Below are 14,347 nucleotides of genomic sequence, written 5' to 3'. Positions count from 1 at the left end.
AGCGCCCTGGGTAGCCTGGAACGTACGGACCCCCCCGGATGAAGGGATGCCATCACCGTGACATGGAGCATCGATCCCGTGCAGGCGCGCGCCGTCTGCCGTGCAACCGACGAACACGCCCAGGCCATCGACGATGTCGTGACAGCGACCGCGAACGCCTTCGACGCGGCACAGACAGCGGTCGGCGAGGGTGAGACCTCGACCGCGCTCAGCGAGGTAGCCGCCGACCCGTTCCTGATCCGCCTCGCCGCGATCCGCCGGCACGTCAGCACGGTCACCGAGACGACCCAGAGCGTGATCTCGTTCTACGAGCAGGCCGACGACGACATGGCGGCGCAGACGCAGTCGACCATGAGCGGCGTGCAGCCGTGAGCACGCCCTTCACCGGAGCCGGACCGCTCGTCGCGGTGCCCAGCTCGGCAGCGGTATCGGCGGCCGCCGACACCCTCGCCGCGGCATTGGACGGACTCGACGACGCCTCGACCGACATCACGACCACCTGGGGTGGTCTGAGCGCGGTCTATCACGCTCCCGAAGCGCAGACGGCGTACGGCGCGATGGCGCCGGTGTCGACGACCGTCGACGACCTCACGACCGCTCTCACGGCTGCCGTTTCGGCCCTGCGGACTTACGCCGACACCCTGACGTCGCTCGAGGCGCGGCGCGCCGCCCTGGTGGCCGACCTCGCCACCGTCGACGAGCAGCTCGACCTACCGATGGACGACCGTGACCCGAGCGCCCCCACGGTGTGGGACGTCGCGCAGAGGCGATCGGTGTTCGAGGGCGATGTGGTCGCGGCCGACCAGGAGTGCGCGCGAGCGCTGCGCGCGCTTCGGACGTCAGCCTCGTGGTCGATGAACGACGGCCTCGAGATCGTCAACGGCAACATCGGCTCGGGCACGCAGGGTCTCGCCGCCGAGCTCCTGCAGCGGTACCGCGGCACGCTCATGGTCCCGGGTCCCGGAGCCCTCCTGCCCGACGAGATCACGCTCACCGCGGGCCAGATCAACCCGACGTGGCCGCGCACCATGATCGATGGACAGGTGTGGGTGCGCAGCGCCTCCGGCATCCTGATGCTCGAGAGCAATCTGCTGCCCGACACCCCTCCCCGCGTCTCGGGTCTGCCGGGCTGGCAGGGCCAGCCGCAGTTCGCTCCTGACAAGGTGGGCACGCCACCGGAGTGGGCCGGCCGCGCCGGTAAGGCGCTGGGCCTGCTCGGCGCCGGACTCACGTACTGGGGTGTCTACGGCGAGAGCTTCAACGACACCCTCACGCGGCACCCGGACTGGTCCGAAGACGAGCGGCAGGAAGAGGCCGTCGTCGACACCGTCGTGATCGGCAGCGCGTCCGTCGCGGGTGGAGCCGGCGGCGGCTGGGGCGGCGCTCTCCTCGGTGCGAGCATCGGATCGATCTTCCCCGGCCCGGGAACCATCATCGGCGGGATCATCGGCGGTGTGATCGGCGGCGTCCTGGGCGGCATGGGCGGTCAAGCGGTCGCGCAGGACGTGATGGACGACGTCCGTCAGGAGAACGTCGAGATCATGGCACCCGGGCCGATCGGGGCGCAGCCGGGGAACGTCCTATGACCGTCGGGCTTCTCCTCGGGGCCGTCTTCCTCGTGCTCGGCGTCGTCGCCTACACCGGTCGATGGAAGGGGTGGATCCGCGCGCGCCGCGGATTCGGCAGCACGATCGGTTTCGCCTGGCTGTGGTTGGGTGCGGCGTTCGCCATGGCATCCGTGGCCCTGCTCGTGGAGTCGTACTCGCGAGAGGTCTTCTTCGTCCTGCTCGGGGTCGCGGGGGTCCTGCTCGTCGTGGCGATCGTCGGGGCATTCTGGCTCCCCCGATTCCTCCTTCCCACGTGGTACCGCACCCTGCGCGGCGACCCGACGATGAAAGGCGGCCGCGCGTGAAGTTCTCGACCGCCGACCGACGCGTTCCCGACGTCCTTGAGGTACGGACCCCGCACGCGATCGTGACCTATCCCGACAGCTTCGTCGCTTCGGAGTACGACGGCGCCGAACTCGTGCTCACCCTCCGCGAGCGGCAGGACGTCTTCCAGCCCAACCTCGTCCTCACGATGGTGGACAGCACCGCGCCGCTCACCGACGCGTCTGCGGCCGCGATCCTCGCCGCGAGCCAGCAGCATCCCGGAGCCCGGGTGGTGGGCGTCGACCTGTGGGACGAGAATCCGGATGCCACCCTCGCCCGCGCGCGATGCATCACCTTCGCCTACCCGGCGGGCGCGACCGACGTCGTCGTGACGAAGACGGTGTGGGCGACGGGGACGCACCACGTGCACCTGTCCGCCAGCGCCACCCCCGCTCAGCTCGGAGCAGTGGGTCCGGTCTTCTCGTGGATCGCCGCGCAGCTGCGTCTCACCGCCGATGCCGGCGAGGTCGAGGCGGCGGCGCGATCGGTGGGTGCCGCTCCCGCCGACGCCGACGCCTCAACGCGTGTCGGCTTCCCGCTCGAGGCTCTCAGCGCGTTCGCTCCCACGCCCTTCGCCACGACCGCGCCGGTGGTCTCGGCGGCGGCTCTGAGCGCGCTGCGCGCGGGTGCGTCACGCTCGCGCCGGGGCTCGGCATCCGCGATTCTTCCCCGTCGGGTCAGAGCGACGGATGCCGCGGCCGAGCTGCTCGCGGCCGGTTTCATCGACGAGGGCGCGGCGCTCACCCCGACGGGCACGGCGGTCGCCTCGGCTCTCGGCGCGCGTCAGCCTCTCCTCGTCGCCCGGGTTCGGCGCGGAGGTCGAGCCGCCGTTCTCGTGGCCTTCGCCGGGCCGCGCGGCGTTGTGATCGCGCACGACCCCTCGATCGGCGAGCTGAACGCGGGTGCCGCGATCGCCGATCCGGAACGTCGCCACATCGCTCTGGTCGTCCCGGAGCACGTGCCCTCGTTCGTCGCCGCGTGGATCGGACTCGAGCCCTTCTGGCCGATCGACGACGCCGAACCGATGACGGTGTCGACGCGGGGACTCGAGGCGGCTGTCGACTCGCCGACGGACGGATGGGCCGACGTGCTCATCCAGGGAGCGGGCCGCGAGCGCTTCGACGCCGTCATTCCGGGTCACGGATGGAAGCGCGTGACCCCGCCGGTCGACGGCGTGCACGAACTCGTCGCCGATCCCAGTCGCGCGGTGTACACGTTCCTCGTCGATCTCTGCGCCCGTTCGCTCGAGGAAGTCCCGGTCTCGCCCGCCCGCTAGACTCGTGGCATCCCGGGCCTTTAGCTCAGCTGGTAGAGCGCCACGTTTACACCGTGGATGTCGTCGGTTCGATCCCGGCAGGGCCCACCACGAGAACGACCATTAGGGTCGATACCGTACAGCTATGCGCCCATCGTTCAGGGACGACCTATCCTCGTTCCCCCCTGGCCTTCAGCTACATCTCTATGTCGGTCGAATTACCGGCGCAGGCGCGAGCCTCGACGACAATATGACGCGAGTCGTCGCCGCACTTGCGAGTTCGGAACACCCGTCCGCTGATGGTGGAAACCACGGCGTGAGGGGAGCCTCCGTGTGGGAGCGGAGTCAGAAGCTCACGCGAAAAGCCTGGGCGGTGAAGCTCGAACTATTAGAACTGCTATGGCCCGACAATTGGACAGATCCTCGGCCCTTCCTTCAAATTCTGAAATCGGCTGGCGACGCTCGTAATCGTGCGGCACATTCCGTTGGCTCTCCGATAGTCGACGTTTTCCTCGAGCGAGCTAAAGGGGTGAGTGATGAGGCCACACTTCAGGGGATCGCCGAAGAACTTCCGTGGTCGTCATACAACACGCGCAATCGATCTAACGCAGTCTTTGATGTGGCGGAAGCAGAAAAGAACCTCAAGCTTATGTACGATCTCGACCGGACGACATTCGAGTTGATGATTTGGTCTTTTTCGAGGCGGCATCTTCCACTCGACGCGATGAGCCTCTTTCGCTCTGTCTGCGATCACCCAACCGGGTTGCCGAGAATTGTCTAAAGGGTCATAAGAACCACCGTCAACTCAGGATGTTCACGCTCCGCGCGATCACGAGTGCGAGAAGCACGAACCCCGAGATCGCCTGCACCATCATGAACATCTTGGCGCGCGTGCTCAGCGGCATGACGTCGGTCGGGCTGAAGGCCATCGCGTTGGATGCCGAGAAGTAGAGGTAGTCGACGTACCCCGGTGCCCAGTCCTCGACGTCGGACGAGCGCCGCGCCACCTCGCGGACGGCGTCGCGGTCGGAGTCCTGCGGGAACTGGAAGTCGGCGGGCGGTAGCTCGTCGCGGGCATCTCGTCGGCGAGCGATCGGACCGCCCCGGTCCATCTCCCAGTAGACGACCGCGTAGCCGATGACGTTGATCGCCCAGACCTGCGCCGCCCCCAGGAGAGTCGTCGCGCCGCTCCCCTCGCCCTGGAGCAGCTGGTGGACGAGGAGGAAGAAGGCGACCTGGTTGGCGCTCAGCAGCAGCACGGTGAAGCCCAGGGCGAAGCCGCGGCCGACGCGGGTCTCGCGGGTCAGGCGTGCTGGATTGGTCACGATCATCGGGATCGCGCAGAGCACGCCGGCGATCACGACGACATAGCGCAGCGCGCCCGAGGCATCGCTCGGGAGGACCGCGTACAGGCCGGTTCCGACGGCGAGAGCGATGAGCACCGGCCACCGATGCTCGGGGCGGGTGCGGAAGCCCGCGGATGCGCTGGAGGTCACGCGCTCAGGCTAGACCCGCCGCCGATGTGCGAGCGGTGGAACGGTGAGGTCTGGCATCCGGTGGGACCCTCTCCGGGCGGCCCTGAATCGTTCGACGTCGAAGCGTCATGTGGCTGCGAACGACGTGTCGGCCGCACGCGCCTCCGGCGTCGGTCTTTCTCGCTAGGCTGGACGATGGTTGATTGTGCGGAGCGAACAAGGGTTGCCGCACTTGTATGGCGATTCTCTGGCATGACCTGCCAGACGACGAAAGGTCTTCCGTGACTGTTCACGACCAGGATCCGTATTCGCAAGGGCCGCAGGACAGCGACCCCGAAGAGACCGGGGAGTGGCAGGAATCCCTGCGACAGCTCGTTCAGGCGAAGGGACCGGCTCGCGCTCGCGAGATCATGCTGAGCCTGTTGAAGGGCTCCAAGGAACTGCACCTCAACGTGCCGATGGTTCCCACCACCGACTACATCAACACCATCTCGCAGCAGAACGAGCCGGAGTTCCCCGGCGACGAGGAGCTCGAGCGCCGCTACCGCAAGTGGATCCGCTGGAACGCCGCCGTCACCGTGCACCGTGCGCAGCGTCCCGGTATCGGCGTCGGCGGTCACATCTCGACCTACGCGTCGTCGGCGGCTCTTTACGAGGTCGGCTTCAACCACTTCTTCCGCGGGCTCGACGACCCGTCGGGCGGCGACCAGATCTTCATCCAGGGCCACGCCTCGCCCGGCGCCTACGCCCGCGCCTACCTCGAGGGTCGTCTCACCGAGGCGCAGCTCGACGGCTTCCGCCAGGAGAAGTCGCAGGCACCGAACGGCATCCCCTCGTACCCGCACCCGCGTCTCATGCCGGAGTTCTGGCAGTTCCCGACCGTGTCGATGGGTCTCGGTCCGATCAACGCCATCTACCAGGCGATGTCGAACAAGTACCTCTCGAACCGCGGCATCAAGGATGTCTCGGACTCGCACGTCTGGGCCTACCTGGGCGACGGCGAGATGGACGAGGTCGAGAGCCGCGGACAGCTGCAGGTCGCGGCGAACGAAGGTCTCGACAACCTCACATTCATCGTCAACTGCAACCTGCAGCGTCTCGACGGCCCCGTCCGCGGTAACGGCAAGATCATCCAGGAGCTCGAGAGCTTCTTCCGCGGTGCCGGCTGGAACGTCATCAAGGTCGTCTGGGGCCGCGAGTGGGACGACCTGCTCGCCCGCGACACCGAGGGCGCGCTGCTCAACCTCATGAACACGACGCCCGACGGCGACTACCAGACCTACAAGGCCGAGAACGGCGCCTACGTGCGCGAGAACTTCTTCGGTCGCGACCCCCGGGCCCTCGAGCTCGTCAAGGACTACACCGACGAGCAGATCTGGGGCCTGAAGCGCGGTGGCCACGACTACCGCAAGGTGTTCGCGGCGTTCAAGGCGGCCAAGGAGCACAAGGGCCAGCCGACCGTCATCCTCGCGAAGACGATCAAGGGCTACGGCCTCGGCCCGCACTTCGAGGGCCGGAACGCGACCCACCAGATGAAGAAGCTGACGCTGGACGACCTCAAGGCCTTCCGCGACGCGATGGACATCCCGGTCACCGACGCGCAGCTCGACGAGAACCCGTACCAGCCGCCGTACTACAACCCCGGCGAGAACGACGAGACCATCAAATACATGCTCGAGCGTCGTCGTTCGCTCGGTGGCTTCCTGCCCGAGCGTCGCAGCACGCACGTGGGCCTGGAACTCCCGGGAGACGCGGCGTACGCGCTGCCCAAGAAGGGCTCGGGCACGCAGGAGATCGCCACGACCATGGCGTTCGTCCGCCTGCTCAAGGACCTGCTGCGGGTCAAGGACTTCGGTCACCGTATCGTCCCGATCATCCCCGACGAGGCGCGCACGTTCGGTATGGACGCGTACTTCCCCACGGCGAAGATCTACAACCCCAAGGGCCAGCACTACACCTCGGTCGACCGCGAGCTCCTGCTCGCGTACAAGGAGAGCCCGCAGGGCCAGATCATCCACGTCGGCATCAACGAGGCGGGCGCCCTCGCGGCGTTCACCGCGGCCGGCACGTCGTACGCGACGCACGGCGAACCGCTGATCCCGGTCTACGTCTTCTACTCGATGTTCGGGTTCCAGCGCACGGGTGACGCGCAGTGGGCGGCGGGTGACCAGATGGCGCGCGGCTTCATCATCGGCGCGACCGCCGGTCGCACGACGCTGACCGGTGAGGGTTTGCAGCACGCCGACGGGCACTCGCAGCTCCTGGCGTCCACCAACCCCGCCACCGTGTCGTACGACCCGGCCTACGGGTACGAGATCTCGCACATCGTCCGCTCCGGTATCGAGCGCATGTACGGCGGGAACCACCCCGACCCCAACGTCATGTACTACATGACCGTCTACAACGAGCCGTACGTGCAGCCGGCCGAGCCCGAGAACGTGGACGTCGACGGCATCGTCCGTGGCATCCACCACATCTCGTCGGGCGAGGGCGACGGTCCCCGCACGCAGCTGCTCGCCTCGGGCGTCGGTGTGCCGTGGGCGTTCGAGGCCCAGCGTCTGCTGAAGGACGACTGGGGTGTCGTGGCCGACGTGTGGTCGGTCACCTCGTGGTCGGAGCTGCGTCGCGACGGTCTCGCTGCCGACGAGCACAACTTCCTCCACCCGGACGCCGAGCCCCGCACGGCCTACCTCACCGACAAGCTCAAGGAGGCCGAGGGCCCCGTCGTCGCGGTCAGCGACTGGATGCACGCCGTCCAGGATCAGATCCGTCAGTGGGTCCCGCAGAACTACTGGACGCTCGGTGCTGACGGCTTCGGCTTCTCCGACACCCGCGCCGCGGCTCGTCGCTTCTTCAAGATCGACGGCCCCTCGCTCGCCGTGCGCGCCCTGCAGGCGCTGGCGGAAGAGGGCAAGGTCGACCGCGCGGTCGTCGGACAGGCGATCGAGAAGTACCGTCTGCACGACGTCAACGCCGGCACCAGCGGCAACGCGGGCGGCGAGGCCTGATCACGTGAGTGAACCCACGGTCGGGACCGACTCCCCCCTCTCGGGCGGGACCGGTCCCGACCGCATTTCGCGCGACGGCCTCGAGCGCGTCGCACGCGACAAGGAAGAGACCCTCGTGTGGTTGCGCCGGATCTCCGGCGACCTCGCGACGGCCACGATCCAGCGCCTCGAAGAGACCCTCCCCTGGTACGCCGGGATGCCGCCGGCCCGGCGCTCGGCCGTCGGCCTCGTGGCCCAGGCGGGCATCACGTCGTTCACGCAGTGGGTCGAGGATCCCGCGCAGACCCCGGCGATCGCGTCGGACATCTTCGCGGCGGCTCCGCGCGAGCTCTTGCGCAGCGTGAGCCTGACGCAGACGCTGCAACTCGTCCGCGTCACCGTCGAGGTGATGGAGGAGCGCGTCGCCGGGCGGAGCAAGAGTGTGCGCGAGGCGATGCTCCTGTACTCGCGCGAGGTCGCGTTCGCCGCCGCCGACGTCTATGCGCGTGCCGCGGAGGCACGCGGCCTCTGGGACGCGCGTCTCGAGGCGCTCGTGGTCGACTCGATCCTCACGGGCGAGGCCGATGAAGAACTGCCCAGCCGCATCGCCGCCCTCGGATGGCACGGGCACGGAGAGGTCGCCGTCCTCGTCGGGACGACTCCCCCGCAGTTCGACGTCGATCAGGTGCGCCGCACGGCGCGCAAGCTCGGAGTCGACGTGCTCATCGGCGTCCAGGGGTCTCGTCTCGTCCTCGTGCTCGGCCGAGCCGAACTGCCCGCGCGGGGTGGCGACGACACGACCGAGCTCCCGTTCACCGAGATCGCCAAGCGGCTCGAACCCGGGTTCGGGTCGGGCCACCTGGTGCTCGGCCCCCCGGTCGCGGCTCTCGTCGACGCCGGTCAGAGCGCCCGCGCGGCGCTCGCGGGCTTCGCCGTCGCGCGCGCGTGGCGCAACGCGCCGCGTCCGGTGGAGGCCGACGACCTGCTGCCCGAGCGCGCTCTCGCCGGAGACGCGGTGGCGAAGCAGACGCTGGTGGATCGCGTCTACCGGCCCCTCCAAGCGCACAGCACCGATCTGGTCGCGACGCTCTGGAGCTACCTCGACAACGGCCGCTCCCTCGAGGCGACCGCTCGTGAGCTGTACGTGCACCCGAACACGGTCCGGTACCGCCTCAAGCGCGTCTCCGAGGTGATCGGATGGGATGCCACCGGCCCCCGCGAGGCGCTCATCCTGCAGACCGCGCTCATCCTCGGGTCGATCGGAACCGACGCCACACGGCGGCGGGGGGCCGCGGGTCGCCGCCCCACAGCACCCCGGTGATGCACGGCTCGCACAAAGACACGCCGCATATCTGTGTCGATACCTCCATAAGACGGCGCTCGATCCTTGGCAGGATGGGACCGTGATCATCGCCGTCTTCCCCGGGCAGGGGTCGCAGACCCCTGGGTTCCTCACACCGTGGCTCGAACTCGACGGGGCACGCGAGCGTCTCGCCGCGTACTCCGAGCAGGCGGGTGTCGACCTCGTCGCCGCCGGCACCGAGTGGGATGCCGACCGCATCCGCGACACCAGCGTCGCCCAGCCGCTCATCGTCGCGGCGAGCGTGCTGTCGTGGTCCGCTCTGACGCAGCGCTCCGGAAGCGCCGTCGCCGGGGTCGCGGGGCATTCGGTCGGCGAGATCGCCGCGCTGGCGGCATCCGGTGTCCTGACCGAGAACGATGCACTCCGCCTCGTCGGTCTGCGCGGACGCGCCATGGCCGAAGCCGCCGCCGTCACCGAGACGGGCATGAGCGCGGTCGTCGGGGGCGACGAGGCGGTCGTCCTCGAGCGCCTCGAGGCCCTGGGCCTCACCCCGGCCAACTACAACGGCGGTGGCCAGATCGTCGCGGCGGGCGAGCTGCCCGCTCTCGCCGAGCTGGCGGCCGAGGCGCCGCGCGGCGCGCGGGTCATCCCGCTGCAGGTCGCCGGTGCCTTCCACACGCGTTTCATGGAGCCCGCCGTCGAGACGCTGCGTGCGGCAGCTGCCGGTGTCGCGGTGTCCGACCCGGGTCTCACCCTCTGGACCAACTCCGACGGTTCCGTCGTCGCCGAGGGGCGCCGCGCTCTCGACCTCGTCGTCGCGCAGGTCGCGTCGCCCGTGCGCTGGGATCGCTGCATGGCGTCGTTCGCCGAGCAGGGCGTGACCGGCATCATCGAACTCTCCCCCGCGGGAGCGCTGACGGGACTCGCCAAGCGCGCCCTTCGCGGTACGCCCACCGTGGCGGTCAAGACCCCCGACGACCTCGACGCGGCCGTCTCGCTCCTGAAAGAAGACATCCAGGCATGAGCACCCCCACCCTCCGTCAGCTGCAGGGACCGGCGCACACGCGGATCTATGCGTACGGCGCCGCCCGTGGTGAGAACTTCGTGCCGAACGACGACCTCGTGGGGCCGATCGACTCGAGCGACGAGTGGATCCGTCAGCGCACCGGCATCGTGACGCGTGTTCGCGCGAACAAGGAGACGGATGCCATCGACCTCGCCTCGGAGGCCGCGCGCGAGGCCGTCGAGAAGTCGGGCGTGGACCCCGCCGACATCGACGCCGTCATCGTGGCGACCATCAGCAACCCGAAGCAGACGCCGTCGGCCTCGGCGATCGTCGCCGACCGCATCGGTGCGAACCCCGCCGCGGCATACGACGTGAACGCGGCGTGTGCCGGGTTCGCCTACGGCGTGGGCCAGGCGGATGCCTTGATCCGCGCCGGCCTCGCGAAGCACGTGGTCGTCGTCGGTGCTGAGAAGCTGAGCGACATCGTCGACCCCACCGACCGGAGCATCTCGTTCCTGCTCGGTGACGGCGCCGGCGCCGTCGTCGTCGGACCCAGCGACACGCCCGGAATCGGCCCCACCATCTGGGGCTCGGACGGATCGAAGGCGGATGCCGTGGGCATGAACGCCACCCTGACCGAGTTCCGCGACGGCGCCGCCCCGTGGCCGACGCTGCGCCAAGAGGGCCCCACGGTGTTCCGCTGGGCCGTCTGGGAGATGGTCAAGGTCGCCCGTCAGGCGATCGAGGCCGCCGGCATCGAGCCGAGCGATCTCGCCGCTTTCGTCCCGCACCAGGCGAACATGCGCATCATCGACGAGTTCGCCAAGCAGCTGGGGCTGCCGGAGACCGTGGTCATCGGTCGCGATATCGAGACCACCGGCAACACCTCGGCGGCATCCATCCCGCTCGCCACCCACCGACTGCTCGAGGAGCACCCCGAGCTCAGCGGCGGACTCGCGCTGCAGATCGGCTTCGGTGCCGGTCTGGTCTTCGGCGCGCAGGTCGTCGTCCTCCCCTGACGCGAGAGCGTCGAACCCTAGACTGATCCAGGCCCACGGGTCACCGCACGGGCCGACCCACGAACAGGAGAAATCATGGCATTCACCAACGACGAGGTCCTCGCAGGTCTGGCCGAGCTCATCACCGATGAGACCGGCATCTCGGCCGACGAGGTCGCTCTCGAGAAGTCGTTCACCGACGACCTCGACATCGACTCCATCTCGATGATGACGATCGTCGTCAACGCCGAGGAGAAGTTCGGCGTCACCATCCCCGACGACGAGGTCAAGAACCTCAAGACCGTCGGCGACGCCGTCACCTTCATCACCTCGAACCAGGCCTGATTCTCCCGGTGGGGGCTTCGGCCCCCACCGGTCAGGCCCCATCGGTCCGCAGCAAGGATTTCGCACCCCATGAGCACACCCCGCATCGTCGTCACCGGCATCGGAGCCACCTCGCCCATCGGCGGGACGGCCCCCGAGAGCTGGTCCGCCCTGCTGGCCGGAACCTCCGGCGCGCGCACCCTCGAGCACGAGTGGGTCGAGAAGTACCAGCTTCCCGTCACCTTCGCGGCTGAGGCGCTCGTGCGTCCCGAGACCGTTCTCGAGCGCCCCATCGCCAAGCGACTCGACCCGTCGTCGCAGCTCGCGATGGTCGCGGCGAAGGAAGCGTGGGAAGACGCGGGCGCACCCGACATCGACCCCGACCGTCTCGGCGTCGACTTCGCCACCGGCATCGGTGGTGTCTGGACGCTCCTCGACGCGTGGGACGTCCTGCGCGAGAAGGGCCCGCGCCGTGTCATGCCGATGACGGTCCCCATGCTCATGCCGAACGCGGCGGCCGGCAACCTGTCGCTGCACTTCAACGCACGCGCCTTCGCCCGCACAGTGGCCTCGGCCTGCGCCTCGAGCACCGAGTCGATCGTCAACGCCGTTCAGCACATCCGCGACGGTCTCGCCGATGTCGTGATCGCCGGCGGCACCGAGTCGGCGATCCACCCCATCACGATCGCCTCGTTCGCGTCGATGCAGGCGCTGTCCAAGCGCAACGACTCGCCCGAGACCGCGTCCCGCCCGGCGAGCATCGACCGCGATGGCTTCGTCATGGGCGAGGGCGCCGGCGTGCTGATCCTCGAGACCGAGGAGCACGCGAAAGCCCGCGGGGCGAAGATCTACGCCTCGATCGTGGGCGGCGGCGTGACCGCCGACTCGTACCACATCACCGCGAACGACCCCGAGGGACGCGGTGCCGCTCGTGCCGTGCGCATGGCCCTCGACATGGCGGGTGCGTCTGTCGACGACGTCACCCACATCAACGCGCACGCCACCTCGACGCCCGTCGGCGACCCCAACGAGTACCAGGCGCTGCGCGCGGTGTTCGGAGATCGCGTCGACGAGATCCCCGTCTCGGCCACCAAAGCCTCCACGGGCCACCTGCTCGGCGGAACGGGTGCCCTCGAGGCGATCTTCACCGTCCTCGCGTTGCAGAACCGCGTGGCTCCTCCCACGATCAACCTCACCGAGCAGGACCCCGAGGTCCCCTTCGCCCTGTCCGGTTCGCCGGTCGAGCTGGGGGCGGGCGACCAGCTCGCGATCAGCAACTCGTTCGGCTTCGGCGGTCACAACGCCGTCGTGGCGATCGCGTCGGTCTGATCACGGCCGAACGCCCCCGGCATCCCCCGACTGCTTCGGGGATGGCGGGGGCGTTCGTCTTTCGATCGGGAGGGGATACGCGGTCTCGGTGCCGGGAATGATCACCGACGTCCGGTAATGGCGCCTCCCCGCCCGACGGTTTCAGCCGACCTTGTGCAGCCAGACGATCTGCTGATCGTCTCCGGCATGACGGAACGGCTCGAGTTCTTCGTCCCACGCGGAACCGAGCGCGACGTCGAGCTCACGCTGCAGTTCGAACGCGTCGCCCGCGGCGACCTCCATGGCGTAGCGCACCCGGTCTTCGCCGATGACGACGTTCCCGGCGGCGTCGGTCTGCGCGTAGTGGATGCCGAGACCCGGCGTGTGCATCCAGCGACCACCGTCGCTGCGCGGGGTCGGATCTTCGCTGACCTCGAAGCGAAGGTGCTCCCACCCGCGGATTGCGCTCGCGAGAGCTGCGCCGGAGCCGACGGGACCCTCCCAGTAGAACTCGGCTCGTCGACTACCCGCGAGGACCGGCTGGTCGGTCCAGTCGAAGTTCACGGCACGGCCGAGAGCGCGTCCCACCGCCCACTCGAGGTGGGGGCACAACGCGCGGGGCGCGGAGTGGATCAGGATCACTCCGCGCGAAGACGTGGTCGCCATGGTCTCTCCTTCGTCAGGTACGTCTTCCCCTACGACCTGTGATGGAGTTCACGGCGATGTTCGGTTGTCTCGGTCATTATCGCCCGTTCATAACGAAATCACAACACTGTGATTCGCCCGTGCATGATCCGGGCGCGGGCCGTCAGCCGAACCAGAGCGACCAGTACAGCGCGAAGTTGCGATTGCCGTACGCCGAGCACGCGTCGCCCGTCCCCCACGTTGCGGCGAGAGCCGCGGGGTTGGGTTGGTACGGCGTGTAGTTGTACAGGGCGGCGGTGGCCTCGTTCTCGATCGTGACCTCGGAGCCGCCGCAGTCGGGGTCGGGCGAGAACGCGATCCAGTGCGTGCCGGGCTGCCGCATGAAGTCCGAGGCGCTGTACGACTTGAGGTCGGTGGCGCCCTGGACGACCTGCGAGGCGAACCCGGCGAGACCGGGATCGCACGGAGCGGTATCGGGGCAGCGCGCGCCCATCGCGGCGCCGAGCGCTGCGTCGTCGGGCGCTCGAGCCGTACGGCCCGACACGAGGCTCTGCTCCTTCTGGAGCGTCACGAGCAGGACCTTCGCGGAGATGCCGCACGCGCGCTGGACCCGATCGATGATCTCGGCCGCGGTGAGTTCGCCCCCGTCGATCGCTTCGCAGATGGTCTCGCCCGTGGCATCCGAAACGAGCCTGTCGCGGCCGGGCAGGGTCGTTCGCAGGACGTTGAGGCAGGTGTCGGTCCGGCACTCCCCCACCTTCTCGTCGAGGAATCGCTGGATCTCGTCGGCGGTCATCGCGTTGCCGTCGTAGAAGTCCGCATCGTCGATCAGGCGACCGGGGTCGAAGGTCGAGAGGTCCATGCTCTCCTTCTCCACCTCGTCCTTCATCTCGGTGTTCCACGCGACGCCGAGGCTGAGCAGGGGGACGAAGGCGGCGACGAGGAGGCCGACGATGGAGAGCACGCCGATCGCGACGAGGATGCCGACGGCGAGGCGGCGGCGACGCAGCGTCGCCGCGCGGGAGCGGCGCCGCGTGCGGCTCCGAGGTGTCCGGCGCGGAGGTGTCCGGCGGGAGGAGGCGACGCGGCGGGCCGGAGGTCGCCGTGCGGTCATG

12 protein-coding genes, 1 tRNA gene and 1 pseudogene are annotated in these 14,347 nt (G+C 68.9%); 11 read left to right on the top strand and 3 right to left on the bottom strand.

Annotated features, from left to right (window positions below; translation table 11 throughout):
• Positions 1-57 precede the first annotated feature (57 nt).
• The 5 genes from P2P98_RS03665 to P2P98_RS03645 all read left to right on the top strand — a co-directional run bounded on the left by P2P98_RS03665 (position 58) and on the right by P2P98_RS03645 (position 3,297).
• On the top strand, positions 58-372 hold the full coding sequence (locus P2P98_RS03665) for a DUF6507 family protein (protein WP_275797330.1): 315 nt from the start codon (positions 58-60) through the stop codon (positions 370-372).
• Positions 369-1,586, top strand: coding sequence for a hypothetical protein (locus tag P2P98_RS03660; RefSeq protein WP_275797328.1), 1,218 nt, complete (start codon positions 369-371; stop codon positions 1,584-1,586). The genes P2P98_RS03665 and P2P98_RS03660 overlap by 4 nt, the downstream gene beginning before the upstream one ends.
• The gene (locus P2P98_RS03655) at positions 1,583-1,912 is read left to right on the top strand and encodes a hypothetical protein (protein ID WP_275797326.1); all 330 of its coding nucleotides are present in this window, start codon (positions 1,583-1,585) and stop codon (positions 1,910-1,912) included. The genes P2P98_RS03660 and P2P98_RS03655 overlap by 4 nt, the downstream gene beginning before the upstream one ends.
• Positions 1,909-3,207, top strand: coding sequence for a hypothetical protein (locus P2P98_RS03650; protein ID WP_275797324.1), 1,299 nt, complete (start codon positions 1,909-1,911; stop codon positions 3,205-3,207). Before P2P98_RS03655 ends, P2P98_RS03650 begins: the two co-directional genes overlap by 4 nt.
• A 14-nt stretch (positions 3,208-3,221) precedes the next feature.
• Positions 3,222-3,297: transfer RNA gene (locus P2P98_RS03645), tRNA-Val, on the top strand.
• Positions 3,298-3,986: 689 nt separating this feature from the next.
• Here the strand turns inward: P2P98_RS03645 and P2P98_RS03640 are convergent.
• Positions 3,987-4,682: a DUF1345 domain-containing protein gene (locus P2P98_RS03640; RefSeq protein WP_275797322.1), complete on the bottom strand. Its 696-nt coding sequence runs from the start codon at positions 4,680-4,682 to the stop codon at positions 3,987-3,989.
• A 260-nt stretch (positions 4,683-4,942) separates the two neighbouring features.
• Between P2P98_RS03640 and aceE the strand changes: the two genes are divergently transcribed.
• From aceE to P2P98_RS03610, 6 genes are all read left to right on the top strand, one after another.
• On the top strand, positions 4,943-7,669 hold the full coding sequence (aceE, locus tag P2P98_RS03635; protein WP_275797320.1) for a pyruvate dehydrogenase (acetyl-transferring), homodimeric type: 2,727 nt from the start codon (positions 4,943-4,945) through the stop codon (positions 7,667-7,669).
• Between the two features lie 64 nt (positions 7,670-7,733).
• On the top strand, positions 7,734-8,969 hold the full coding sequence (locus P2P98_RS03630) for a PucR family transcriptional regulator (RefSeq protein WP_275797364.1): 1,236 nt from the start codon (positions 7,734-7,736) through the stop codon (positions 8,967-8,969).
• Between the two features lie 82 nt (positions 8,970-9,051).
• Entirely contained in the window at positions 9,052-9,975 is a 924-nt protein-coding gene (locus P2P98_RS03625) for an ACP S-malonyltransferase (RefSeq protein ID WP_275797318.1), read from the top strand.
• On the top strand, positions 9,972-10,976 hold the full coding sequence (locus P2P98_RS03620) for a beta-ketoacyl-ACP synthase III (protein ID WP_275797316.1): 1,005 nt from the start codon (positions 9,972-9,974) through the stop codon (positions 10,974-10,976). Before P2P98_RS03625 ends, P2P98_RS03620 begins: the two co-directional genes overlap by 4 nt.
• 75 nt (positions 10,977-11,051) lie before the next feature.
• A complete protein-coding gene (locus P2P98_RS03615) occupies positions 11,052-11,300 on the top strand; it encodes an acyl carrier protein (RefSeq protein ID WP_013586517.1) in 249 nt (82 codons plus the stop codon).
• A gap of 69 nt (positions 11,301-11,369) precedes the next feature.
• The gene (locus P2P98_RS03610; RefSeq protein ID WP_058595627.1) at positions 11,370-12,608 is read left to right on the top strand and encodes a beta-ketoacyl-[acyl-carrier-protein] synthase II; all 1,239 of its coding nucleotides are present in this window, start codon (positions 11,370-11,372) and stop codon (positions 12,606-12,608) included.
• A 141-nt stretch (positions 12,609-12,749) separates the two neighbouring features.
• On the opposite strand, the gene P2P98_RS03605 is transcribed toward P2P98_RS03610, so the two are convergent.
• Positions 12,750-13,253 carry a DUF3145 domain-containing protein gene (locus tag P2P98_RS03605; protein ID WP_058595626.1) on the bottom strand — a complete coding sequence of 168 codons (504 nt, stop codon included), beginning with the start codon at positions 13,251-13,253 and terminating at the stop codon, positions 12,750-12,752.
• Between the two features lie 142 nt (positions 13,254-13,395).
• Positions 13,396-14,347 (bottom strand): annotated as a pseudogene (locus P2P98_RS03600) (hypothetical protein); the annotation flags it as partial.

This window comes from Microbacterium sp. Kw_RZR3, from assembly GCF_029222405.1.
GTDB lineage: Bacteria > Actinomycetota > Actinomycetes > Actinomycetales > Microbacteriaceae > Microbacterium.
This window is presented reverse-complemented; position numbering and strand designations above follow the sequence as displayed.